The following is a 24,944-nucleotide window of genomic DNA, read 5'->3' on the forward strand; positions in this document are numbered from 1 at the left end:
CTTTTTTATTTAACTTAAGACCACAACGCACAACACATGAAAAACCTATTAATCGCCGTATTGATACTACTGAGCTCTTGCACAGTTCAGCGGATCAATAAGTCTCTAACCAAATCTGACATCTTCAATCAAGGCCATTTGGGCTTTATGCTTGTTGACCCTGTGAAGGACAAAGTACTTGTGGATATTAATTCAGATAAGTATTTTATTCCCGCTTCCAACACCAAACTTTTTACATTTTACACCTCCTACACCATCCTGGGCGATAGTTTGGTAAATGGCCTAAACTATCTGGAAAAAGCTGATTCTCTTATATTCTGGGGAACAGGCGACCCAAGTTTGCTTCATCCGGATTTAAAAAACACCAAGGCAGTTGAGTTTCTCAAAGCACAAACTAAACCTCTGTATCTCTTAGATAACTTTGATCAGGTCTCAGCATTCGGATCAGGCTGGTCATGGGACTGGTACAATGCCTACTATGCAGCTGAGCGCGCTGCGATGCCGGTTTATGGAGATATTGTGCGCTTCGCAAAAGATGAAGGAGACAGCACCTTCACTATTTATCCGCCACGATTTGAATCTTCTTTGCAGCTTATTGAGCCTAGAGGTAGTTCAAGCTCAAGCTTCCGTCGAGATCATCTAGAAAACAAGTTTTCCTACTTTGTAACTGCTGATGCTAAAGACAAAAGATTTGAAACCGATATTCCCTTTATTACCTCAGCTGATTTTGCAGCTCAATTACTTTCTGAAGAAGTTGAAAAAAAAATAACGGTCATTACAAACACCAACTACTTTTCCGAAGAACCGAAGAAATTACTCACCGCAGCAGCAGATAGTATCTATTCCCAGATGATGAAAATCTCTGATAATTTCTTAGCTGAGCAGCTTTTGCTTTTAGTATCAGATCAATTGGATAACAAACTGAGTACTTCAGATGCCATTGCTTACGCAAAAGAAAACCTGTTAGCTGACTTGCCGGATGACCCTATTTGGGTGGACGGATCTGGTCTCTCTTCCAAAAACATGTTTACTCCCAGAAGTATCATAGCCTTATTGGGAAAAATACGTGCAGAAGTGCCTATGGATAAAATAAAGGCTTACTTCCCAGCAGGCGGAGAATCAGGCACAATCAGAAACTGGTATCCATCTGATGAAGGACAGCCACCATATATCTATGCGAAAACCGGTACACTATCCATGAGTAATGCACTCAGTGGTTATCTGATCACCAAAAGTGGAAAGATCCTACACTTCTCCTGCCTGATGAATAACTATGCTATTTCTGGTAATGAATTAAAAACCGAGCTTACAAAAGTGCTTTATTTTATCCATGATACGTATTAATCGCATGAAAAAGACCTCTCTTATTATTTTACTAGTATCATTATTTTCTGGTTTGGCTTTTTCCCAATCCTTCACTATGGAGCAAGTGGGGAAATTCAGCTTTCCATCTGAGCTTACCTCCTCTCCCACTGGAGAAAAAATAGCCTGGGCAATGAATGAACAGGGAAAGCGAAACATTTACTTCGCTGAAGGACCAGCTTTTGAACCTCAAAAACTGACTCAATTCAACAAAGATGATGGGCAAGAAATCAGCAGTTTGCAATTTACTCCTGACGGAGAATGGTTGGTTTTTGTGCGCGGGGGAGATCATGGAGGTGGCAATGCTTCCTCCACAGTGAATGTACAGAATCTCCCAAAATTACCTAAAGTAGAAATCAAGGCTATTAACCTAGCATCAGGAATGGTAGAAGATATTGTGCAAGGCGATGATTTTAGTTTAGGTGCACATGCTGAGATTTTATTTCTAAAGAACGGACAAGTTTGGACAGCAAATGCACATAACATGGAAGAACCCAAACAGCTTTTTGAAGTGAAAGGGAATGTGAATTATGCGCAATATTCACCAGACGGAAATAAGGTGGTATTTGTCTCAAATAGAGGCTCTCATTCTTTAATAGGAATTTATCAAAATGATTCGACTGCGATCCAATGGATTTCGCCATCGTTTCATCGCGATGCACTGCCAATATGGTCACCCAATGGAGAGCAAATCGCATTCATCAGACGTCAAGGAGGACAAGGAGCTGAATATCCTGTCCTAGAACCCAGGCATACTCCTTGGGAAATCTGGCTAGCAGATGTTTCAAAAGGTACTGCTAAAAAGCTTTGGAAAGCACCAGAGACGCTGAGAGGTTCCTATTCTTATCCCTTTTTCTCCTTCAGTGCGGATGGGAATTTAATTTTCCAATCCTACGAAGATGGTTGGCAACACCTGTATTCTCTTGAAGTCACTTCTGGAAAAACTACCTTATTGACACCTGGAGACTATATGGTAGAGCAGGTTAAAATCAGCCCAGATAAATCCAAGTTGATCTTTTCAGCAAACAATGGTCCCGCCCCTGAAGACATTGATCGAAGACATATTGGGACAATTGATATTGCAAGCAAAAAGCTGACTTGGGAAACCAATGGAACAGGTATAGAAGCCTATCCAGTTTGGATTGGAAATACTGGCAAGAAAGCCTATTTCAGCGCCACAGCACAACGCCCTCATCTGATTGCACTAAATGATGGTAATAACACAAAATTGCTTCAAGAATCTATCATTCCATCAGATTTCCCACAGACTTCGCTAGTCGTGCCCAAACAAGTAAAATTCACAGCACCGGATGGAACCACAGTTTATGGTCAGCTATTCGAAAAAGAAGGTGGAGCAGCTAAGAAACCTGGGGTGATTTTCGCCCATGGCGGTCCTCAGCGACAGATGCTTTTGGGATGGAGCTACATGGATTACTATTCCAATACCTACGCGCTGAATCAATATTTGGCTGAGCTTGGATTTGTGGTTTTATCAGTTAACTATCGTTTAGGAATAGGTTATGGCTTTGAGTTTCACAGACCTGCATATGGTTATTATCAAGGTGCTGTTGAGTATCAGGACATTAAAGCAGGTGGCGAATACCTTGCAGCTTTACCCCAAGTTGATGGTGAAAAAATTGGGGTTTACGGAGGGAGTTATGGAGGGTATTTGACTGCATTGGCTTTGGCAAGAGACTCAGAACTTTTCAAAGTCGGAGTGGATATTCACGGTGTACATGATTTGGATGGACGATATGATCTCCCAGAAACCTATGAAGTTGCTCCTGACTTAGACAAAGCCAAAAAGATTGCTTGGGAGTCTTCTCCTATGGCTGATTTGAAAACTTGGACTTCACCTGTACTTTTTATTCACGCGGACGACGATAGAAATGTAGGTGTAAGTCAGACTGCTGATATGATCCGGAGATTTGAAGAAATGGGAAAACCCTACGAATCTATTCTGATTCCCGGTGACACGCATCACTGGATGAAGTGGTCAAATATGATCAGAGTGGATCAAGCGACTGCTGACTTCCTGAAAAAACATTTAATGGATTAATTCGCGTATCAAATGCTTCAGCTACAAAATATCCATCATACAGCTATTATCTGCAGTGATTATGAGCGATCAAAAAAGTTCTACACCGAAATTCTCGGTCTTGAAATAATCAGAGAGGTATATCGTAAAGAAAGAGACTCATACAAACTTGACCTCAGCTTAAATGGCCAGTACCTAATCGCATTGTTTTCCTTTCCATCACCACCAGATCGGATTTCCCGACCAGAAGCTGTAGGGTTAAGGCATTTAGCGTTTGCGGTAGCCGATATAGAAGAATGTATCCTTGATCTTTCAAAGAATAAAGTCAGCTCAGAACCCATTCGGGTGGATAAATTGACTGGAAAGCGATTCACATTTATAGCAGACCCTGATCTGTTACCAATAGAATTTTACGAAGTATAGAATTCTATCGAGCATAAAAAAACCCGAGGAAATTTCCTCGGGCTTTCATTTTTATTACTAATCCTTAAAAAGGATTTTGAACCATTAAATCATTTGCGTTCAACTCATCAATTGGAATTGCCCACTGCCAAGCGTTAGTTCCGGCAGGCTCTTCAAATTTACCGTTGATTACAGATTCTACATGGTTTGCACCAGTTCTGTCCAAAGGTAGGTTAAGACGCTTCAAGTCATAGAATCTGAAACCCTCACCCCAAAGCTCAATTCTTCTTTGAGTCATGATCTCATCGATAAGTGCCTGGCCAGTGTTAGTTGACCTAGTATAGGCGTCATCTCTAGCAGATACAAGCTCAAATAGAACGTCTGCAGCATCTGAGTCATTACCAGTTCTAGCCAAAGACTCAGCCTCAAGCAAGATCATTTCCGCTGCTCTCATGTAAGGAACATCACCTACGGAGGATGCGTTTCCTTGAGCAAGGAATTTACGGTTCATGTAGTCTCTTTTCGAGAAACTAGAAAGCGTCATCTCATCAATGAAAGGATCTCTCAAAGCAGGATCAGAAGCATTTGGATCCCAAAGGCCTTTTCTAGCATCTGTATCAGGAATCATATCATAAAGCATGCTATTGATAGCCTTTGGATTGTTTCTGATGTTAGTTGAGCTGAAATTCAACGACATGTATGCAAAGTAAGAAGCAAAGAAAGTTTGCTGATCATCTACTTGACGACTACCCCAGATCCACTCAACATTATCCGTATTATTGAATCCCTCATAAAGAGCACTTTGTGACATTAACGAATAGCCAGCTCTCGCTTCTTTTGCAAGTGTAGCAGCCAATCCAAACTTACCTTGTGTAGCAGCTACCCTAGCTTTGATACCTTTTACCACATTGATATTCAGGTGTGATTTAGCATTTCTGCTTTCGTCTAGTAGAGCAATTGCAGCATCAAGATCTGCGTTGATTTGCGTATATACTTCCTCAACTGTATTTCTCGCACCACCTTCAGTGATCGGCTCAGTTACAATTGGAACTCCCATTTGGCTGTTGCCGCCTGCAGCATCATAGCGCTGTGCATACAATTGCACCAAGTTGAAATGAGCCCATGCTCTGTAAGCTAATGCCTGGCCAGTAATTTCATCTTTTTCAGATTGAGGGCCAGATGCAGCTTCAATGCCCTGTAGGATCATGTTGGCATTACCAATTATCTTATAGTAATATCTCCAAACAAAACGAGTATCACCACTTGTCTCTAAGTTAAGGTTCTGCCATCTACAGATAGAAACATACCAACCATTACCAGTGGTAGTCATGACCACATCATCAGCCAAAACATCACGCATAATCATCACTGCTCCTTCAGCAGCTTGACCTTGGCTATCAAATCTTAATAGCAACATTCTGTGAATACCATTCAAAGCCGCCATAGCATTTTGAGTAGAGGTAAACACCGCAGAGGCAGAAACTGCATCTGTTGGAATCGTATCCAAATAATCATCCGCGCAGCTAAAGTTCATTAAAAGCGCAACTATAACTATTGATTTAAATATCTTCTTCATAATTATCTCAGATTAAAGGTTGACATTAAGACCAACCGTAAAGGTTCTTGCAGGAGTATAAGTGTTTGATGTAGTACCAGCAAAATTACCAGACACGTACATTCCTTTTCTATTAGACATCCATCCTAGATTCTCGCCAGCTACATATACACTAGCACCTGCTACGCTGATTCTCTGTAACAAAGACTTAGGCAGATTATAGCTCAGGTTTATAGACCTTAAGTTCAGATATGAACCATCAATCAACCATCTGTCAGATCCAGCATTTGTTTGTGCAGCTCCTGTTACATCCATCTTAGGAACATCGGTGATGTCACCTGGTTCTTGCCATCTATTTAATGCATCTACATGAAGGGCATTTCCATCAGGATCAGCAGTCATCAAGCTAGCATAAACCCCGTCATATATTTTTCCGCCTACTGAATAAGACACCAAAACATTTAAAGAGAAACCTTTGTATGTAAACGTGTTAGTAACCCCACCGAAGAAATCAGGAATTGAAGTTCCAGCGTAGTGATACTTTGCGTTATTCTGACGAGTAGTTACAGTATCTTGGCCCACGATTCTAGTAGTAGCATCGTCCTCAGCATATTCCTCTGCTCTGTAAAGACCCTCTCCAGTTGCTGGATCTACACCCATCCACTCTCTTAGCCAGTAGTCATAGATAGATTTACCTACCATCAACTTCTTGGTTCCAGTGATCTGCTCTTCGAAAGGAAGTTTTTTGAACTCATTTTTGAAAGTCGAAACGTTTAAGCTTGCCGTCCATCTGAAATCATTGCTTCTGACAAGATCGCCTTGAATACTGAATTCAATACCTGTATTCGCAAGAGTACCAATATTTTGAGATCTGCTAGAAAGACCAGTAGTCAATGATAATGGCACGTCAAAAAGCAAGTTTTGAGACTCTCTGCTGTAGTATTCCAACGTACCAGAGAATCTACGTCCAAAGGCAAAATCCAATCCTATGTCATAGGTGTTATTAGATTCCCACTCAAGATCCTCAGCAGCAAGGCTAGCCTGAAGAATACCTGGCTCAGAAGCATTATTGAAACCTAAGTCATAAAGTGCTTGCCAAGGATAAAGACCTCCGATAGAATTGTTACCAACTTCACCATATGAAGCTCTCAATTTCAACATATCGAAGAAAGGCACATCAAAGAATGATTCTTTGTCAATATTCCAAGCTGCACCTGCAGAGTAGAAAGTACCCCATCTCACATCTTCATAAAATCTAGAAGATCCATCAGTTCTATATGATCCCGAAATAGAATACTTGTCATCAAAAACATAATTTACTCTTGAAAACACAGATTCAATTCTGTCTCTATCTACTCTACCATTTGCAGAACTAATAGTCACAAAGTTTCCTGGCTCAATATTACCTGCCAAGATTTGATCCTGCTTAGCTAGAGACTGGAAATTTAATTTATAATCGTAGTTCTCATGACCCACCAATACTTCAACAAAATGCTTTTCATTAAAAGTATTTGTATAAGTCAATAACTGGTTGAAAGTGTATGAATTAGTTCTAGAATTAGATCGGTTGGAACGTCCAGCTGGAGCTCCATCACCTACGATTGGGTTATCATAACCTATGTCTAGGAAAGAAGTCACATCAGTTGCGATATTCGTTCTTAATGCAAAGTGCTTTAAGAAAGTAACTTCAGCGAAAGCACGGGCTGAAATCACATCTCTATCATACTGATCCACGTTAAGCAAGGCTTCTTGATAGGCGTGACGTCCCGGAGATCCTCCTGTTCCTCTCCTTGGAAGACCCATTCCTATTAAATCACCAGTGTCAAATACTCTTCCACCAAATTCATCCAAAATATAACCACCCGTCATTGGTGTTTGTGCATAAACAGGATAGATAGGTCCCATGCTTCTAGCGAAGAACATAGGGTTCACATAACTAGTACTTCCACCTGTTCTCGCATTATTACCTTCACTCATTGTAGCAGAAAGGTTAACACCAGTTTTGAACCAATCAGTGGCTTCAGTATTGATATTCAAACGTCCTGTAAATCTTTGAAAATCTGAATTAACGATAAATCCTTTTTCATCTAGGTAACCGACAGAAGCGAAATAATCAGTTTTACCAGATCCGCCGCTATACGTCATGTTGTATTCAGATCTACCTCCTTTATCAACTATGTCGTCAAACCAATCAAGACTTTGGAAGTTATTTACTGCAGAAGAATTCAATGTACCGTCTGTACCAACAATCTGATTGTCAGGAACATTATATACATTGTATCCTAATACTTCAATCAAGTTTTCCGATGCATAGGTATTAGATGAAGCTAGGTCATTTCCACCTGTAAGGCGACTGTTTCTTAGTGATTCCCAAACCAAAGGGTAGTACTGATCAGCATTCACTCTATCATATTCAGGAAGTGCTCTGCTGGCAGTACCTTGCTGCACTCTGAAAGAGAAGTTAGACTTGTTCTTTTTACCTTTTTTGGTTGTGATCATAATCACACCATTAGCTGCTCTAGAACCATATAACGCAGTAGAAGAAGCATCTTTAAGGATAGTCATATCCTCAATATCCTCAGGGTTCAGGTTGGAGATAGCGGCGTCATAAGGAACACCATCCACCACATAAAGTGGAGAACTTGATGCGTTCACAGAACCAATACCTCTAATTCTAATAGCAGGAGTAGAACCTGGCTGACCTGATGCAGATGTAGTGATTACACCTGGAGATTGACCTTCAATTGCATTTGCTACGTTGTTGATAGGACGATTCGCAATTTGATCACCTTTCAGAGAAACTGCTGACCCAGTAAAGTTTCCTTTGTCTGCAGTACCATAAGCCACAATAATTACTTCGTCTAGATTCTGTACATCTGACTCCATAGTCACATTGATTACAGTTCTATTCCCAATTACTTCTTCATGGGCGCGATACCCAATGTAGCTAAACACTAAAGTTGTAGATCCTTGCGGTACTTCGATTGAGTATGTACCATCAAGATCTGATACTGCCCCAATGGTAGTTCCTTTTACCAAAACACTCACTCCAATGAGTCCTTCTGGGTCTTCGGCTGAGACTAGCTTTCCGGTTACAGTTCTGCTTTGAGCAAAAGCTGTAACACTTACTAGCAACCCCAAGAGTAAACTAAGTAATGTTTTTTTCATAAATTTTAATTAAAGGTTAACACATAACACAGCCACCGTTGGCTGCTAATTTTTAAACTATTATTTGACTAAATCTGAACTCTTAAATTGACAGATGAAAAAGCGATTTTGGGCAAATCGTAAAAATCAACTCATTTTCCAAAATATGTGTAAAACTAAATTTTTGAATTTTTACACATTTTTGGCTTTTTTCCGGGTTTTATAAACATGAAGTTTAAAGAAACTCATATTTTTTTTATTTAATGGTCAAAAATAACCTCATATAAATAAAATGTGCAAGCCGTTTAAATAAAAAAGCAACTTAAAACACAGTAGAAAATGAATGAAAAATCAGACCATTTCCCTTTTAAAAATCGCCTCTAAATTGAAAAACCCTCCCTGAATCATTCTTCAGAAAGGGTTTTTCAATTTCTTGATAAGAATATTATTTGGCTCTATCTACCACATTTTTCTCCTTAACATATTTCTCTAGCCAGTTATCCATTTCCCATAACATATGGTTAATAGATTCTTTTGCAGCGTAGCCATGACTTTCATTAGGCAAAAACACAAGTCTTGCAGTTGCACCATGACCTTTTAGTGCGTTATAGTACCGCTCAGATTGGATAGGGAAAGTCCCTGAGTTGTTGTCAGCCTGTCCATGAAGTAACAGGATTGGTGTTTCTACTTTATGAGCGAAGGAGAATGGAGACATATTGAAATAAACTTCTGGGGCTTCCCAATACGTCCTTTGCTCATATTGGAAGCCAAACGGAGTCAAAGTCCTGTTATAGGCACCACTTCTAGCTATACCGGCAGCAAATAGATTGGTATGTGAAAGTAGGTTGGCAGTCATAAATGCACCATAAGAGTGACCTCCCACTGCTATTCTATCTCTATCACCTATTCCAAGATCTACGATCTCATCAATGGCGGCTTCCGCATTTGCCACAAGCTGATCGATAAAGTAATCATTTGGTTCTTTGTCTCCTTCACCTACGATTGGCATCTCAGTTCTATCCATGATGGCATATCCGCGGGTCACCCAAAATAACGGCGAACCAGAACTTACTCTTGTAAAAGCATATTGAGATCCTCGTACTTGAGCTGCAACTTCTTTGGATTTGTATTCACGAGGATAGGCCCACATCAAAACTGGTAATGGCGCATCTTTACCTGGTTCAAAACCCTCTGGAGTATAAATTACCGCAGATAGATTCAGTCCATCGTTTCTTTCATAGGTCACCAACTGCTTCTGAATACCCTTGATAGATTCATATGGATTCTCAAAATAAGTAAGTTGCTGTGGAGCAATTCTCTTTTTCGTATTCACCAACCAGTAATTTGGCTGAATATCTGTACTCTCCTTTATAGTAATGAACTCCGTTGCATCATCATTCAAAACTTTGGCTACACGCTCATAATATGGTGCCTGCGATCTCCATAAGATGGTTTCTTCCTTGGTTTTGGTATTGAAAGTTGATAAATAAGGCATATCTCCTTCAGGTGATCCACCTGGACTGGTCATATACACCAAATCACCTTTGCGAAGCATCACATATTCTCCAAATTCATTCTCCACCATCACTGGATCGCCCGGATCATTGTACAAATCATCCGAGGAGCGTTCTATGATGACTTGCTTAGGTTGTGCAGGATTAGCAGGATTGATGATGGATCGCTTGTCCATTCTGGTTCTGGACCAGCGCTCTCCCATGATTGCAAAAGAATCATCAGACCAAATAATACCACCAAATCTATATGGAGTAGTTGCCAATTTTTGCTTGGAACCTGCAAACGGCGCAGCCAATGTAAAGACAATCTCTCGCTCTTCCATCTCAACGCGAGCATCTCCGCCATCCTGTGCCTCTACCCAATATAACATTGCAGGCTTGTCCGCTCGCCAATTGATATTTCTAGGCCCAGTCACAGTCGCATCAAAACCAGTTGGTCTATTTTCATCCAAAGGAATCTCAGCCAACACCTTTACTTTCTTCCCATCTATTGTCCAGATCTCTACATCGTATGGAAATCTACTCGCTGGCACTAAATAAGAAAATGGTTTCTTAATCAAATCCACCATTATATAATTTCCATCAGGTGAAAGATCCATTGATTTAATCATGCCTGAAGGACCTATTGGTTTCTTATTTCCTTCCAAATCAACCTCCATCAACTGAGAATCCATGAAGTAGGCAAAAAGCGCTTCATCATAAGAATTCTCAAGCAGATCTTGATAGGTTCTGCTCGGTGCTGCATCTCCAGTGGTTTCCTGAATAATCGGACCTGCAGGGGCAGAAGGTCTTTTTGGGATTTCTCCACGTGTTGGGTTTACCCCTTTTACGAGCAATTTATTGTCAGGAGTCCATGCTATTGGATTTCCATAGACATCATTGATGATCTTATCGGTTAATTTTTTAGCAGAAAAGGTAGTCAAATCAACTAACCAGAGACTAACACCGTCAGAATCGGTTTGCGTGAAAGTCATATATTTTTCATCATGAGACATACTCATCCCACCCATGTTTGGTTGAGCTGGTAATCCTGAGATTTGAATTTCTTCCCCTGATTGGGTTTTCTTGATTTTAATGTTTTCTACTCCGATTTGTCGACTTGGTCCAGAAGTCGCAGGATTAATTCTCATTCCCGCAATTTTTAATTCAGGTTGAGATAGCTGCTCAATAGTAGGATTGTCTGAACGCTCCATGAGAAGCATCCAATCACCGTTTTTGCTCCATCTTACTGAAGGCGTACTTGGCGCATTCACCAAGTCAGCTATTGCTTTAGGAGGAGTTTGATAAGTGCTCTGCGCTGAGACTTCCAAGAAAGACCCCCCCAGAAGAATTACCATTGCATAGATTATAGTAGCTCTTAGTTTCATGTTTGTTTAATTTGATTTTCAATGTCTAGATGTAATCTCGCAGGGTTTACAGTCATACCGGTGTATGATTTTTCAATCATGCTCGATTTCATAGTGTTATATTTTGGTTATTGAAAAATACCACAAACAATTCAAACCAAAATTTAGATTGAGATAGAAGGCTGAATATTAGTTTAAATCACGGTTTTATGGAATGCATTGGAAATACACATCCAATTTCCATAAAACCTCAAAAAAAAAGTACCTTTTTGGTTAATTACAAACCCAATTTTAATAATCCAACAAATACAGAATTTATGTCAGAACTTAAAACCAAAGCCACAAACGAATCTGTAACAGATTATCTCGATTCAATAGAACATCCTACTAGAAAAGCTGATGGCTTTCTACTATTAAAAATTTTTCAAGAGGAAACAGGCGAAAAACCCGTCATGTGGGGGCCAAGTATTGTAGGTTTTGGTAAATTCAATTATAAGTATTCTTCAGGAAAGGAAATGGACTGGTTTCCAGTTGGTTTCTCTCCTAGGAAGCAATCCTTGTCTATTTATATCATGCTTTCTAAGGAAGAAATTGAACCTTACCTAGCAAAACTTGGTAAATTCAAGAAGTCCAAGGGATGTATCTACATCAATAAAATGTCAGATGTTAATGAAGAGATTTTTAGGGAAATGATCCGTACTTCCATAAATTTAGTCTACAACAATAACCAATAACAAAATCATGCTACACGTATTAAATGGTGATTCTTTAGCATCTTCATTTCCAGCTAGCCTTCGTGGCGAAATTGCAGTGGCTCGGGAATGCTTAGTTGATGGTCCAGTCCAGGCAGATTCTATCGAAGAATTATGGGTGATTCGAGATAAGTATCTTTCAAAAAATTACGATGGTGTTACAGAAGGAGAGTATTTCAAAAGTGTTGTCCCTGAATTTGAGAAAATCTTAACTGCTTCGCAGGAAACGCAAGTATATCTTTGGTTTGAAAATGATCTGTTTTGTCAGGTAAATTTGTGGTTTGTGATGAATTTATTAAAAAAACATAGAGGGTCAGTTTATTTGGTCTCACCTACCACAGATTTAATCGAAGGTTTTGGAGGAATGAATCAATTGCAATTAGAGCAAGCCTATCGAGATGCGAAATTATTAACTGCTAATGAGAAGCACATTTTAAGTCACATGTGGGAGCTTTACGAGAGACCCGACGTATCTGAAGCCATCACGCTTTCTAAGCAGGTCATTCCTGAATTACCTTTCCTCTATCCAGCTGTAGAAGCATGGAAAGATTCCATTCCTCATGGGGAATATCTTGGCAAGCCGAAAGAAGCCTTAAAGGAAATTGCAGCTCAATTGAATACTGATGATTTTGGTAAAATTTTCAGAGCATTTCATATCAAACATGCCATTTACGGATATGGGGATTTGCAGGTAAAACGCCTTTGGGAAGAATTGAAAGAAGAAGTTAAAAAATAAGCAAACAGGAACCAGTCACATTGAGCGGAGCCGAAATGAAATAATGGAATAAAATTGACTTCGACTTCGCTCAGTCTGGCCTTTTAAGCTTTTTTTATTCTAATTCTCTGAGCATTTCTTCGGAGGAATCCATCACGCGTCTGTATTTTTTTAGCACCCAGCGACTAAATAGCACAATAAACACCAATCCTCCAGGTACATAAATCCCCCAAAACCATGGTTTATATACAATTTCTTCAGAGCCATTTAACTCCATTAAGGGAGGTAAAATAGTGATCATCAGAATTGCTCCAAAAATCATCCCATAGCGCTGTACCTTCCAGAATCGTATTTTGCCCTGTGAAAACTTTTCCAGCAGCTTTGCTGGAGCTTCTGAATCAATCCTAATGTTCCGCATACCTTTGACGGCAGTTAAACTAGCTGTTGGCAAAGCGATCATTAAAAAAACTGCAACCAAGGCAAAAACCTGATTGTACCACAATTCAAAGTCTCCAAATCTGAACAGAAAATACATAGCATAGCCGACACAGACCAATGAGCCTATTATTTCGGGAATTCTTATACGATTCATTTTACTTCTAAATTTCTGTTTGGTGATTTCCATCAGTAGTTCTTTTTGAATTTTATCCTGTTTTTCGACTTGCAAGCTTAGATCAGCCCAGAGTGATTTCATTTCCTCGAGTTCCATAGTCTAGTTGGTTTGTGTGGTGATTCCTGATTTTAACTTTGCTTTGATTCGGGACATTCGAGTCCCTACATTACTTACTGAGATACCGGATATTTCAGCTATCTCATCATAACTTTTGCCTTCCAAAAAGAGAAAGATGATCCCTCGATCAAGCAGATTTAGTTTTCTGATCTGAGTATAAAGTTGCTGTATTTTGTCTTCCTTTTCAGAATCTCCTTGCTCAGAAAACTGGATTTTTAGATCCTGAAGTGGAACAACCTGCAGTTGTTTTTTTGAGCGATTCATATGCGTAATCGCAGTGTTCATTCCCACTCTATACAGCCAGGTGCTAGATTTAGCCGCTTTCTTGAAATTATCAAATGACTTCCAAGTCTGATAGACAATCTCCTGATACAAATCATCTTGCTCATACCTATCACGGGTATAGATCGAAGTGATCTTGTAGATCAGTCCTTGATTTTGATGGATAAGGTTGACAAATTCTTCCTCTTTGTTCATTTGGCTTCTTTTACTCTATTAGTCTCTTATCTCGGAGAAAAATCACAGAATGAGTGAAAAATTTTTAGAAGATATTATAAACATAGCGTTTTAGCCATTCGTGAGGACCTAAATGACAGCGCAGAACTGTTCGATTAGCTTCAAACGGTAGCTTTTATTTTGGATAAAGTCCTACTTCTAGAGATTCAGGACAACCATTTCTACTAAACCCACTGCGTCCTCTGCAAAACCTTTGTGCAGCCTGTGATTAAAACAATCCATCACAAATCCTTAATTTCGGGTATGCAATGGTCCACCGAATTCACTATTCCTGAATCACAATTCCCCATCTCTCATCAAAGCAAAGTCCTGAGTATGGGTTCTTGCTTTGCGCAGACTATAGGTCAAAAGATGATTGACTCTAAAATTAATTGTCTGGTCAATCCTTTTGGGACAATCTTCCACCCAATGATACTAGGCGACCTATTAAATCATGCGCTTTTTCAGGACAAAATGGAAGAAAATGGGGTAATCGAACGTGATGGTGTGTTTTTCTATTTTGGGGCACATTCTGATCTCCAAGGTTTTTCTAAGGAAGATTTGGAGCAAAAATATGCCGTAAAACTAGCCGAAGTGAAAGAGTATCTAGAAACAGGAACACACCTAATCCTGACGTTTGGCACCTCCTGGATTTACGAGACAGAAGAATTTGGAAGGGTGGCCAATTGCCATAAAATCCCACAGAAGCAGTTTAAGAAAAAACTGGTACCGCTGGAGGCGATGGTTCTTCATTTGGGCCACGTTTTCGGAAATTTCTCTAGCGTTTATCCAAACTTAAAAATCATCCTAACGGTCAGTCCAGTCCGACACATTAAAGATGGGATTCCAGAAAACCAACTTAGCAAAAGCTTACTACGCGTGCTTTGCAATGAGTTAGAAAAAAGACACCATAACATCACTTACTTCCCTGCCTACGAAATACTTATAGATGAATTGCGGGACTATCGCTTTTACAATGCTGATCTGATTCACCCTAGTGAGGAAGCGGAAAATTACATCTGGGAAAAATGGAGTAAGGCATATTTCAGCCAAGAAACACAAGCAAAAAATCAGGAGCTGCAAAAAATCAAACTGGAACTTGCCCATCGTGCCCTCAATCCGAAAAGTGACGCCCATCAAAAATTTCTACAGAATCTTCTCCAAAAGCTGGAACGATTGAATGAGGAATTTGATTTTTCAGAAGAGATGGTGATGGTTCAAAAACAGCTTGAATAATTTATTTGGGAATTACGAAGTACGATTTACGAGCTCAAAATTAGTGTTAGGCTACCCTAAAACCCCAGTCAATTTGCAGATCTAAAAATCATTGTGTCTTACTTTACAATCTTACCACCTTCCAACTCTTAATCTTAAACCTATAATTTTTCAATCTTCCAATCTTAAAATTTTCCAATCCAAAATGTCTAATCGTCTCCTCCACTCCCAATCCCCCTACCTACTACAGCACGCGCACAATCCGGTAGATTGGATGCCTTGGGGTCCTGAAGCGCTAGAAAAAGCCAAAAGTGAAAACAAACCAATTTTAGTTTCCATTGGCTATTCGGCTTGCCACTGGTGCCATGTGATGGAGCGGGAAAGCTTTGAAGATGAGGCTACAGCAGAGATTATGAATGCTCATTTTGTCTGCATCAAAATTGACCGGGAAGAGCGTCCTGACATTGACAATATCTATATGGATGCGGTTCAGGCAATGGGATTGCAAGGTGGCTGGCCGTTAAATGTATTTCTGATGCCAAATCAAAAACCATTTTATGGAGGGACTTATTTCCCAAACCAGCAATGGAAAGGGCTTTTATCAAACATTGCAGATGCCTTCGAAAAGCATGAGAATCAATTAGCGGAAAGTGCCGAAGGATTTGGCACTAGCCTTAATCGTAGGGAAACTGATAAATATGGGATTTCAGCTGGAAATCAGGAATTGGATGCTGATGAACTTGCAGAGATCGCTACCAAGATAATTGCTCAATTCGATTCAGAATGGGGCGGAATGAATCGGGTTCCGAAATTCCCGATGCCTGCAATCTGGCATTTCATATTAGACTATGCCGTATTGAGCAAGAATGAAGCAATGCTGGAAAAGGTCTTTTTCACCTTGAAAAAGATAGGAATGGGCGGGATTTACGATCAATTGAGAGGTGGATTTGCACGCTATTCTGTGGATGGAGAGTGGTTTGCGCCACACTTTGAAAAGATGCTCTATGACAATGGTCAACTGCTGGAATTGTATGCAAAAGCTTACCAAGTGAGTAAGGATGAGTTTTTCAAAGAGAAAGTCACAGAAACGGTTGCATGGCTGGAAGCAGAAATGCTGAACGGAGAAGGAGGATTTCATGCTGCTCAGGATGCAGATTCTGAAGGCGTGGAAGGTAAATTCTATGTGTGGACCTATGAGGAATTGAAAGAATTGATTCCGGAAGAACTGCCTTGGTTTAGCAAGCTCTACAACCTTAAGCCAGGTGGTAACTGGGAAGACGGAGTAAACATACTTTTCCAAACAGAAGATGAAGAAAGCATCGCCAAAGAGTTTGGGATGAGTTTGGTGGAATTTCAATCAAAATTAAAAGAGATAAAAGCGCAACTTCTGGAAGTCCGAAATCAGCGGATTTATCCTGGAAAAGATGATAAAATCCTAAGCGGCTGGAATGGACTAATGAGCTTAGGATTGATTCAGGCATTTTATGCAACTGGCGAAAAAAGTATGCTAGACTTGGCCATCAGAAATCTTGAATTTCTTCAGGACAAACTATTGATAGATGGCGTGCTTCACCGCGCTTACAAAAACGGAAGCGCTTATACTCCTGGTTTCTTGGAAGACTATGCAGCAGTGATCCGTGCATCCATGATGGCATTTGAGGCAACTGGGAAAGCTAGATGGTTGGATTTTGCTAGGTCATTGACAGATTTCTGTTTGGCAAAATTTTACGATGAAAGTGATGGATTTTTCTTCTTTAACAATCCAACAGCAGAAAAACTAATCGCCAATAAAAAAGAGCTTTTCGATAATGTAATTCCTGCGTCCAACTCGATCATGGCAAGGAACCTCCATCGACTGTCGCTTTTCACCTATGAAGAAAAGTACACGGAAATCGCTTCAAAAATGCTCGGAGGCATGAAGGAACTTATCTTAAAAGAACCTGGCTTCCTATGTAATTGGGCAAGTTTATTTTTGGAAAAGCTAGTCCCTACTGCTGAAGTCGCCATTGTTGGAAAGGGAGCCTCGCAGAAGGCTACGGAATTTCAACAAAATTACTCACCTAATATGATTATGGCTTTCTCAGAAAGTTTGACAGAAAATGCCGCGATTCTCTCTGATAAAACTCCTGATCCGGATGGAAATGCCTTAATTTATGTGTGCTTTGATCATGCCTGCCGAAAGCCAGTGAGTGTTTACGAAGAAGCGATTTCACAACTTCCCTATTTAGCTTAATCCTTGGAAAGCCTATTTTCAGATCAAGATTTATATCCATCAGGAAGCGGAAATAATTTCGCAGATATCATCCTGCCCGTTCCTATTCCGCGGATGTTTACCTATAGCATTCCCTATTCCATGCAGTCCGAGATTAATCTTGGGGCTCGGGTGATTGTGCAGTTTGGGAAGAAAAAGGTGCTTACGGGAATCATCGGAAAAGTTCACAATAAACCTCCTCAGGCCTACCAAGCAAAACCAATTCTGGAAGTGCTGGATGATACGCCTAGTGTAAATCCCCTTCAAATCAGATTCTGGGTATGGATGGCAGAGTACTACTTTTGTCATATCGGGGAAGTGATGCATGCTGCTTTGCCATCTGGGCTTCGCTTGAGTAGCGAAAGTAAAGTTCAGCTCAATCCAAATTACGATAGGGAAACAAGCAAATATCCATTGGATGATCGGGAGATCATGATTTTAGACGCTTTGGATTCCAAGCCGGAGCTTTCTTATGATGACTGCGAAAAAGTACTTTCCATCAAAAGCATACATCCAATTTTAAAGAGCCTTGTCAAAAAAGAAGCAATTCTGATTTTTGAAAAAGTGCAGGAAAAATACACACCGAAGGTAGAAACTAGAATTCGGCTGACTCCTGAGATCGCAGAAAGTAAAAATGCTTTACAGGAAATTTTTGAGGCCTTGGCTGGTAAAGCAAAACAGGAGTCAATTCTCCTTAAATACCTACGTGACGTCCCGGTGATGAAGCTTCCAAAAGCTAATAACAACGGCGTCGACAAAGCGACCTTATTAGAAGAAGGAGATTCAGAAAGCTCTTTGAAAACCTTGATTAAAAACGGGATTTTCGAGTCCTTCAAAGTTGTGGTAAACCGACTTGCCGAAGAGGAACCTGAGTCAGAGCCTGCGCAACTTTCCACCAGCCAGCAAGCTGCTTTCGAAGAAATTAAGCATCAATTTGAAAGCAAGCAATCTGTTTTGCTTCATGGCGTAACAGGAAGCGGAAAGACGGAGATTTACATCCAGATGATTCAGGAAGTTCTGGATTCTGGTTCACAGGTGTTACTTCTTTTACCCGAAATTGCACTCACTACACAGATTGTCACCCGACTTAAAAAAGTGTTCGGAAGTAAGATGGGCGTCTATCATTCCAAGTATTCCGACAATGAGCGAGTGGAAGTTTGGAATGGCGTATTAAGCGGAAGGTTTTCTTTCGTAGTAGGGGTGAGGTCTTCGATTTTCTTGCCCTTTGATAGTTTGGGATTGATCATCGTAGATGAAGAACATGAGTCGAGCTACAAGCAATTTGATCCTGCTCCGAGATTTCAGGCTCGGGATTCTGCAATTATGCTTGCTTATTTTCATCAGGCAAGAACACTTTTAGGCTCCGCCACGCCTTCTTTTGAATCCTACTTCAACGCTAGCCAAGGCAAATTCGGGTATGTGGAATTGACCCATCGTTTTGGAGATGCCAGCATGCCTAATTTCTACCTGGCAGACTTGGCAGCTGATAAACGAAAGAACCTTCTCAAACTAGATACGACCCGCGTTTTGCGCGAGCGAATTCAAGATGCACTGGCGAAGCAAGAACAGGTCTTGATTTTTCAAAACCGAAGAGGATACTCACCTTATATTCAATGCGAAGACTGCGGCTGGACAGGGCAATGCGTGCAATGCGATGTCAGCCTCACTTACCATCAATTTTCCGAAGAACTTCGCTGTCACTATTGTGGATACAAGGAAAAGACGCCTAGCTCCTGCCCTGCTTGCGGAAGTACTCAACTCACCACGATGGGAATGGGAACGGAGCGCATTGAAGAATCCTTGAGTTTATTGTTTCCAGAAGCTAGAATTAGCCGAATGGATTTGGACACGACCAGAAATAAGCATGGATACCAGCGCATATTGGATGAGTTTGGAGCAGGAAATCTGGACATTCTCGTAGGAACCCAGATGATCACCAAAGGACTAGACTTCGGTAGAGTGACGGTAGTTGGGATTTGGGATGGGGATAGAATTCTGAATTTCCCTGATTTCAGGGCTGGGGAAAGAGCGTATCAACAAATCACACAAGTCGCTGGAAGAGCAGGCCGAAGAGAAGCTCAGGGACAAGTAATTGTTCAAACAAGAGATCCTGAAACGCAGATTTATTGCCAGGTAATCAAGGGAGATTATTTTGAGTTTTTCAATCATGAAATCCATGACAGGAAGAAATTCTACTATCCGCCTTTTGTGAAACTGGTGAAAATCACCACGCGTCATACAGATTATAAAGTTGCGGAAAAAGCCGCACTAAATCTACATCATGGAATGGCTGAAATCCCTATCAAGAAAATTGTCTTGGGCCCAGAAAAAGGCATCATTGCCAGAATCAAAAACCAGTATCAGTTTGAGAGCTTGATCAAATTGGATCGCTCAGGAAATACTCCAGTTATTTTCAAAGAGCATCTTTGGAAGATCACCGAAGAGCTAAAATCCAGACCAGAGTTTCGCTCGGTCAGGTTTGTGGTGGATGTTGATCCTTCCTAGATCAATTGATTTGAAGATTGAAAAATTGGAAGATTCCAAACAATTTAGACACTGCTTATTAATAAGTTAAGAACTGTTTTATATATTCATGCGTATTATCACTGGATCATGCGCATAGATTATGAAAAAGAGACTCAACATCACAATCGAGGAAAATCTGCTGGAGAAGATCAAAACTTATGCTAATCGGAATGACACTAGTATATCCAGTCTGGTAGAAGAGCATTTCGAGGCATTAGTCAAGCCAAAGCCGAAATTGAAAAATGGAATGAGCTTGGTGGAATACATGAAATCATTGCAGAAATCAAAGGTAGAGTTCCCCGTAGATTACAATTGGAAGGAAGAGTATTATAAAGCCAAAGCGAAAAAAATGGGCTATGAAGATCTTCTTTGATGTCAATATTCTGCTCGATTTTTTCTTAGAGAGGAGCCCAAAACAAGACTTAATAAATTCGATTTTCGAAAAATTAGACGGAAATCAAATCCGAGGTTATGTTACCATCTCTGTAATTCAAACTTGTGCTTACTATCTTAAGCAAGCCAAAGAGCTTCATGTTTGCAAGGAAATACTCGGAGTGATCTGTGAAAAGTTAACGCTGCTTGAGGGAGATAAAGCTTCAATTCTTTCGGCAATCCAATCCGCCCACACAGATATAGAAGATTCCATCCATTATTTTATTTGCCTACATCACCATCTAGATGCTATCGTTACATCGGACCGAGATTTCCTCAAACTTTCACAACCTTTCCTTCCAGTTATTACTCCTGAGGAATTGATTGAAAGAATGGGAAATTGAAATTTAGAAATTAATTCTCCTCTATAAACCCCAGCACATCTTTATAAACTCTACTTCCAGTCCATAGAAACTGCGTGATCATAGGAATATGCTTTTTCTTAGGGTAGATTTTCACCGTCACATCCTCAATTCCCTTCTCTTCGATTCGCTTCATAAATCGCTCCCTCCCAGCTTGAATGCTAGGATAAGTTCGTTCTCCTTCCAAAATCAGCATGGGAGCCAGATTGTCTGTCAAATAATACATAGAAGAATATTCCTTCCAGACGGCTGGATCATCCGTGAATGCATTCAGGTACTTTTTACCCTCCCCCTCACTCGTTTCTTGCAAATATCCATACATATCCAAACCAGCTGCATCGATCAAAATAGAGCCTGCCAGCTTCTTTCCATTCTCTGAAGGCTTCAACCTATTTTCCTTAACAGCAATCAATGAAGCCAAATGCCCACCTGCAGAATGCCCAGAAACGAAAATTCGATCTGGATCTCCACCGTGTTTCTCAATAGTCTCTTTTGTCCAAATCACAGCAGCCAAAGCAGATTCCTGCATTTCTGGAATCTCAAAATCTGGAGACAAAGGATAATCAGCAATCACTACTATCACATCCCTCCTAGCCAATCTATTCCCCAGAAAGTGATACATCTCCTTCTTTCCCGACTTCCAGCTTCCACCATAGAAAAAGACCAATACAGGTAGATTATCAGCTTTTTTGGGTGCGTAAACGTCCAGATTCTTATGAGGCAAATCTTGTTGAGTGTTGCCGGAAATGTAGTTGATATCTTTTGTTCTATGAAGTGTTTGAAAAGCGCAGGAGCTCAAAAAGAAACTAAAAACGCAAATTGAAAAGCTGGAATAAAGGGCTTTAATCATGTAGAATTGGGAAGTGGAAATTTAAAGTTGGTTGAATAGAGATTCTATTTTAGATAAATACGAAGTAAAATGATCCTTTGCTTAAAATAACTGGTCTTATCTGCTAATTGTCTTTAAATTATAAATCATTTCAATTCTTTTATTTAAAGAATACTTATGAAAAGACTTCAGATCGAGCCCCCAAATTACCTGTCTCTTTTTAGTGTGCTTTCTCTTGGTTTTATTTATTGGAGTTGCGGATCCAATTCCAGAGAGCCCATCCAACCCGAAATAATAGGGATCACTGAGTCTGTCTATGCTTCTGGCTATATCAAAGCGGTGGATCAATACGATGCTTTTACTAATGCCAGTGGGCCTATTCAGGAGATTTTTGTGGAAGAAGGAGATTCTGTTTCGATTGGAACACCGCTTTTGGCTGTTTTTAGTGAACGGGAAAAATTAAGTCGAGAAAATTCAGAATTAGCCAAAGCTTATGCAGGGCTTCAAGAAAATCAATCCAAACTTAGGGATCTACAACTCACAATTGATCTGGCAAAAAGCAAGATGCAAAACGACTCTCTGCTTTACGCTCGTCAAAAGAGCTTGCATGATCAAAATATAGGGACTGAAGTGGAATTTGAACAAAGACGTCTCAACTGGGAAAATTCAAAAACTGCCTATGAATCATCATTAATCAGATACAATGATCTAAAAAGAGAAATTCAATTTAACTCCAACAGTGCCTCCAAAGACCTTGCAATTAGTCGAGTTCTGGAAAGTGATTATGTACTGAAGAGTAAGATCAAAGGCAAGGTATATGCCCTGCTGAAAGAAAAAGGAGAAATGGTTACTCCCCAGGTAGCATTAGCAGTTTTGGGAAGTATGGATAATTTCCTATTGGAACTTCAAGTAGATGAATACGACATTTCAAAAGTTAAAATTGGGCAAGTAGTTTCCGTGTCAATGGATAGCTTCAAAGGCCAAACATTTGAGGCAGAAGTAAGCAAAGTATATCCAATCATGGATACCCAGACCAAAAGCTTTAAAGTTGAGGCTACGTTCACCAAAACTCCTCCTCAACTCTATCCAAACCTGAGTTTAGAAGCTAACATCATTACGGAGGTTAGAGAAAAAGCATTGGTAATACCAAGAGCATATCTAATAGCGGATTCATTGGTAATCAATGAGGATGAGGATACGCTTTCCGTAAAAGTTGGGCTTAAAAACTATCAATTTGCAGAAATTCTTGAGGGAATTTCTTCTGAAACAAGAATTATCAAGCCTGGCCTATGAAATGGTCGCTGATTATTGAATTGGCAAAAGCTTTAATGTTTGCAAGAATAAAGCAAACATTGGTTGCTGCTGTAGGTGTGACTTTTAGCATTACGATGTTTGTGGCTTTACTGGGATTTATGAATGGGCTTAACACCTTGCTCGATGGCTTAGTTTTGAATCGAACGCCTCACATCAGATTCTATAATCAGATCAAACCTAATCCCAACCAACCTATAGACCTTTCTCCTGAGTTTGGATCGGGAATCAACGTCATCAGATCTATCAAGCCAAGTAATTCTAGATTAGCAATTTATAATTCAGAGCCTATTTTAAAAACGCTAAATGAAGACCCGAGGGTAAAAGGCGTTAGTGCTAAAATAGCATCTCAGGTCTTTTACAACGTTGGAAGCATTGATTTGACAGGAATAGTAAACGGAATAAATCCTGAAAAGGAAACGGAGTTATTTGCATTCCAAGATTATGTTACTGTAGGCAATCCCGCAGATTTACTCCAAACCAACAGCATTATTTTGGGAAAAGGCGCCGCCGAACGGATGTTGGCAGATATTGGAGATGTCATCCAGGTGACTACCGCAAAAGGTAATAAGGCACAACTCAAAGTGGTTGGGTATTATCAATCGGGATTAGCAGAATTTGACAATTCAAATAGCTTTGCTTCAATAAATACTGTCCAAAAAATGATGGGGGAACCAAGTTCTTACTTGACAGATATTCAAGTGAAACTCTTTGATTTCAATCAAGCTCCTGCATTTGCAGATGAATACAGAGACATTTTTGAGATTGAGGCGGATGATATACAGACCGTCAACGCACAATTTGAAACCGGATCCAGCATCCGAACAATGATAAGCTATGCCGTTGGAATTACTTTATTGGTTGTCTCTGGTTTCGGGATTTACAATATCCTAAATATGATGATCTACGAGAAATTAGATACCATTGCAATTTTGAAAGCAATCGGATTCAATAGCACGGATGTAAAACGGATATTTATAACGATCGCAGTTTCCATTGGAGTTATTGGAGGAGGAATTGGACTTCTTTTTGGGTATTTGGCATGCCTAGGAATTGAGCAAATTCCATTTGAAACTGATGCGCTCCCAACTGTTAAGACTTTCCCTGTAGACTTCAGTACAAAATATTATATGATTGGTGGGATTTTCAGTTTAGTCACTACCTATCTAGCTGGTTTTTTTCCGGCAAGGAAAGCCAGTAGTGTTGACCCAGTAGATATAATAAGAGGAAAATGAAACAGGAAAGAAAAACTGTTTTGGAAGCCCGAAACGTTGACAAATACTTTTACAATCCAGTGGAAACCCAAGTTTTGAAAAAAGTAACCTTTCAAATCAATCGGGGTGAATTCGTTTCTGTGGTAGGTAAATCCGGTTGCGGTAAGTCCACGCTTCTATATATTCTTTCCACCATGGATACTGCTTTTTCCGGCGAACTCTGGATGGATCAGGAAATGATTACCGGCAAACCGGCCAACTACCTTGCGAAGCTTCGAAATGAAAAAATCGGCTTCGTTTTCCAGTTTCACTACTTACTCAATGAGTTTTCCGTATTGGAAAATGTCATGATTCCTGGCCTAAAATTAGGGAAATATTCACGGGAGGAACTGGAACATCGAGCTTTGGAAAAACTTAAGATTTTTGAAATGGAAGATCATGCTTTGAAGAAAGCTTACCAACTCTCCGGAGGTCAGAAGCAGCGAGTAGCCATCGCAAGAGCATTGATAAATGACCCTTTGTTGATCATGGGTGACGAACCAACAGGAAATCTCGACAAAAAGAACTCAGACATAGTTTTTAATAAGTTTAAAGAACTAGCCCAAGAATTCGGTCAAACCATGCTGATCGTCACACATGACCCTGAATTTGCAGATGGAACAGATCGGATTATTGAGATGGAAGATGGAAGGGTGATCAGGGGGCAATAGGCAGTAGGCAGTATTCAGAGTAGGCAGTATTCAGTGTG

The 24,944-nt window shown here is 40.1% G+C and carries 19 protein-coding genes; 13 read left to right on the top strand and 6 right to left on the bottom strand.

Annotation, left to right across the window (positions count from 1 at the left end):
• Nucleotides 1-36: 36 nt before the first annotated feature.
• The 3 genes from ACPUEN_RS08060 to ACPUEN_RS08070 are packed head-to-tail and all read left to right on the top strand — an operon-like array spanning nt 37 to nt 3,823.
• Nucleotides 37-1,344 (top strand): D-alanyl-D-alanine carboxypeptidase, encoded by a 1,308-nt coding sequence (locus ACPUEN_RS08060; RefSeq protein WP_425639574.1) that lies wholly within the window; start codon nt 37-39, stop codon nt 1,342-1,344.
• A gap of 4 nt (nt 1,345-1,348) precedes the next feature.
• Nucleotides 1,349-3,421 carry a S9 family peptidase gene (locus ACPUEN_RS08065; RefSeq protein ID WP_425639575.1) on the top strand — a complete coding sequence of 691 codons (2,073 nt, stop codon included), beginning with the start codon at nt 1,349-1,351 and terminating at the stop codon, nt 3,419-3,421.
• 12 nt (nt 3,422-3,433) lie between these two features.
• Nucleotides 3,434-3,823, top strand: a complete 390-nt coding sequence (locus ACPUEN_RS08070; RefSeq protein ID WP_425639576.1) for a VOC family protein — start codon at nt 3,434-3,436, stop codon at nt 3,821-3,823.
• Nucleotides 3,824-3,887: 64 nt separating this feature from the next.
• On the opposite strand, the gene ACPUEN_RS08075 is transcribed toward ACPUEN_RS08070, so the two are convergent.
• The 3 genes from ACPUEN_RS08075 to ACPUEN_RS08085 form a co-directional block, all read right to left on the bottom strand.
• Entirely contained in the window at nt 3,888-5,378 is a 1,491-nt protein-coding gene (locus ACPUEN_RS08075; RefSeq protein WP_425639577.1) for a RagB/SusD family nutrient uptake outer membrane protein, read from the bottom strand.
• A gap of 12 nt (nt 5,379-5,390) precedes the next feature.
• Nucleotides 5,391-8,525 carry a SusC/RagA family TonB-linked outer membrane protein gene (locus ACPUEN_RS08080; RefSeq protein ID WP_425639578.1) on the bottom strand — a complete coding sequence of 1,045 codons (3,135 nt, stop codon included), beginning with the start codon at nt 8,523-8,525 and terminating at the stop codon, nt 5,391-5,393.
• A 424-nt stretch (nt 8,526-8,949) separates the two neighbouring features.
• Nucleotides 8,950-11,355 (bottom strand): prolyl oligopeptidase family serine peptidase, encoded by a 2,406-nt coding sequence (locus tag ACPUEN_RS08085; RefSeq protein WP_425640169.1) that lies wholly within the window; start codon nt 11,353-11,355, stop codon nt 8,950-8,952.
• A 326-nt stretch (nt 11,356-11,681) separates the two neighbouring features.
• Here ACPUEN_RS08085 and ACPUEN_RS08090 point away from each other — a divergent pair, with 326 nt between their 5' ends.
• Nucleotides 11,682-12,098 carry a DUF1801 domain-containing protein gene (locus ACPUEN_RS08090; protein WP_425639579.1) on the top strand — a complete coding sequence of 139 codons (417 nt, stop codon included), beginning with the start codon at nt 11,682-11,684 and terminating at the stop codon, nt 12,096-12,098.
• A 7-nt stretch (nt 12,099-12,105) separates the two neighbouring features.
• Nucleotides 12,106-12,852, top strand: coding sequence for a DUF1835 domain-containing protein (locus tag ACPUEN_RS08095; RefSeq protein WP_425639580.1), 747 nt, complete (start codon nt 12,106-12,108; stop codon nt 12,850-12,852).
• A gap of 94 nt (nt 12,853-12,946) precedes the next feature.
• Here ACPUEN_RS08095 and ACPUEN_RS08100 read toward each other — a convergent pair whose 3' ends face one another.
• Both ACPUEN_RS08100 and ACPUEN_RS08105 read right to left on the bottom strand, forming a co-directional pair.
• Entirely contained in the window at nt 12,947-13,540 is a 594-nt protein-coding gene (locus ACPUEN_RS08100; protein WP_425639581.1) for a hypothetical protein, read from the bottom strand.
• A gap of 3 nt (nt 13,541-13,543) precedes the next feature.
• Nucleotides 13,544-14,038: an RNA polymerase sigma factor gene (locus tag ACPUEN_RS08105; protein WP_425639582.1), complete on the bottom strand. Its 495-nt coding sequence runs from the start codon at nt 14,036-14,038 to the stop codon at nt 13,544-13,546.
• Nucleotides 14,039-14,320: 282 nt separating this feature from the next.
• On the opposite strand from ACPUEN_RS08105, the gene ACPUEN_RS08110 reads away from it, so the two are divergent.
• The 5 genes from ACPUEN_RS08110 (at nt 14,321) to ACPUEN_RS08130 (ending at nt 20,824) form a co-directional block, all read left to right on the top strand.
• Nucleotides 14,321-15,292, top strand: coding sequence for a GSCFA domain-containing protein (locus ACPUEN_RS08110; protein ID WP_425639583.1), 972 nt, complete (start codon nt 14,321-14,323; stop codon nt 15,290-15,292).
• 184 nt (nt 15,293-15,476) lie between these two features.
• A complete protein-coding gene (locus tag ACPUEN_RS08115; RefSeq protein ID WP_425639584.1) occupies nt 15,477-17,504 on the top strand; it encodes a thioredoxin domain-containing protein in 2,028 nt (675 codons plus the stop codon).
• A 3-nt stretch (nt 17,505-17,507) separates the two neighbouring features.
• Nucleotides 17,508-20,027, top strand: a complete 2,520-nt coding sequence (gene priA / locus ACPUEN_RS08120) for a replication restart helicase PriA (RefSeq protein ID WP_425639585.1) — start codon at nt 17,508-17,510, stop codon at nt 20,025-20,027.
• Nucleotides 20,028-20,148: 121 nt separating this feature from the next.
• Entirely contained in the window at nt 20,149-20,421 is a 273-nt protein-coding gene (locus ACPUEN_RS08125; protein WP_425639586.1) for a DUF6364 family protein, read from the top strand.
• Complete coding sequence (locus ACPUEN_RS08130; protein WP_425639587.1) at nt 20,405-20,824, top strand: type II toxin-antitoxin system VapC family toxin; 420 nt, start codon at nt 20,405-20,407, stop codon at nt 20,822-20,824. Before ACPUEN_RS08125 ends, ACPUEN_RS08130 begins: the two co-directional genes overlap by 17 nt.
• A gap of 10 nt (nt 20,825-20,834) precedes the next feature.
• On the opposite strand, the gene ACPUEN_RS08135 is transcribed toward ACPUEN_RS08130, so the two are convergent.
• The gene (locus ACPUEN_RS08135; RefSeq protein WP_425639588.1) at nt 20,835-21,692 is read right to left on the bottom strand and encodes an alpha/beta hydrolase; all 858 of its coding nucleotides are present in this window, start codon (nt 21,690-21,692) and stop codon (nt 20,835-20,837) included.
• 156 nt (nt 21,693-21,848) lie between these two features.
• On the opposite strand from ACPUEN_RS08135, the gene ACPUEN_RS08140 reads away from it, so the two are divergent.
• Genes ACPUEN_RS08140 through ACPUEN_RS08150 form a run of 3 tightly spaced genes read left to right on the top strand, consistent with a single transcriptional unit; the run spans nt 21,849 to nt 24,906 of the window.
• On the top strand, nt 21,849-22,964 hold the full coding sequence (locus tag ACPUEN_RS08140) for an efflux RND transporter periplasmic adaptor subunit (protein ID WP_425639589.1): 1,116 nt from the start codon (nt 21,849-21,851) through the stop codon (nt 22,962-22,964).
• The gene (locus tag ACPUEN_RS08145; RefSeq protein ID WP_425639590.1) at nt 22,961-24,217 is read left to right on the top strand and encodes an ABC transporter permease; all 1,257 of its coding nucleotides are present in this window, start codon (nt 22,961-22,963) and stop codon (nt 24,215-24,217) included. The genes ACPUEN_RS08140 and ACPUEN_RS08145 overlap by 4 nt, the downstream gene beginning before the upstream one ends.
• Complete coding sequence (locus ACPUEN_RS08150) at nt 24,214-24,906, top strand: ABC transporter ATP-binding protein (RefSeq protein ID WP_425639591.1); 693 nt, start codon at nt 24,214-24,216, stop codon at nt 24,904-24,906. Before ACPUEN_RS08145 ends, ACPUEN_RS08150 begins: the two co-directional genes overlap by 4 nt.
• Nucleotides 24,907-24,944 lie beyond the last annotated feature (38 nt).

The sequence above is a fragment of the Algoriphagus yeomjeoni genome, from assembly GCF_049821175.1.
In the GTDB taxonomy this organism is placed as follows: Bacteria; Bacteroidota; Bacteroidia; order Cytophagales; family Cyclobacteriaceae; genus Algoriphagus; species Algoriphagus yeomjeoni_A.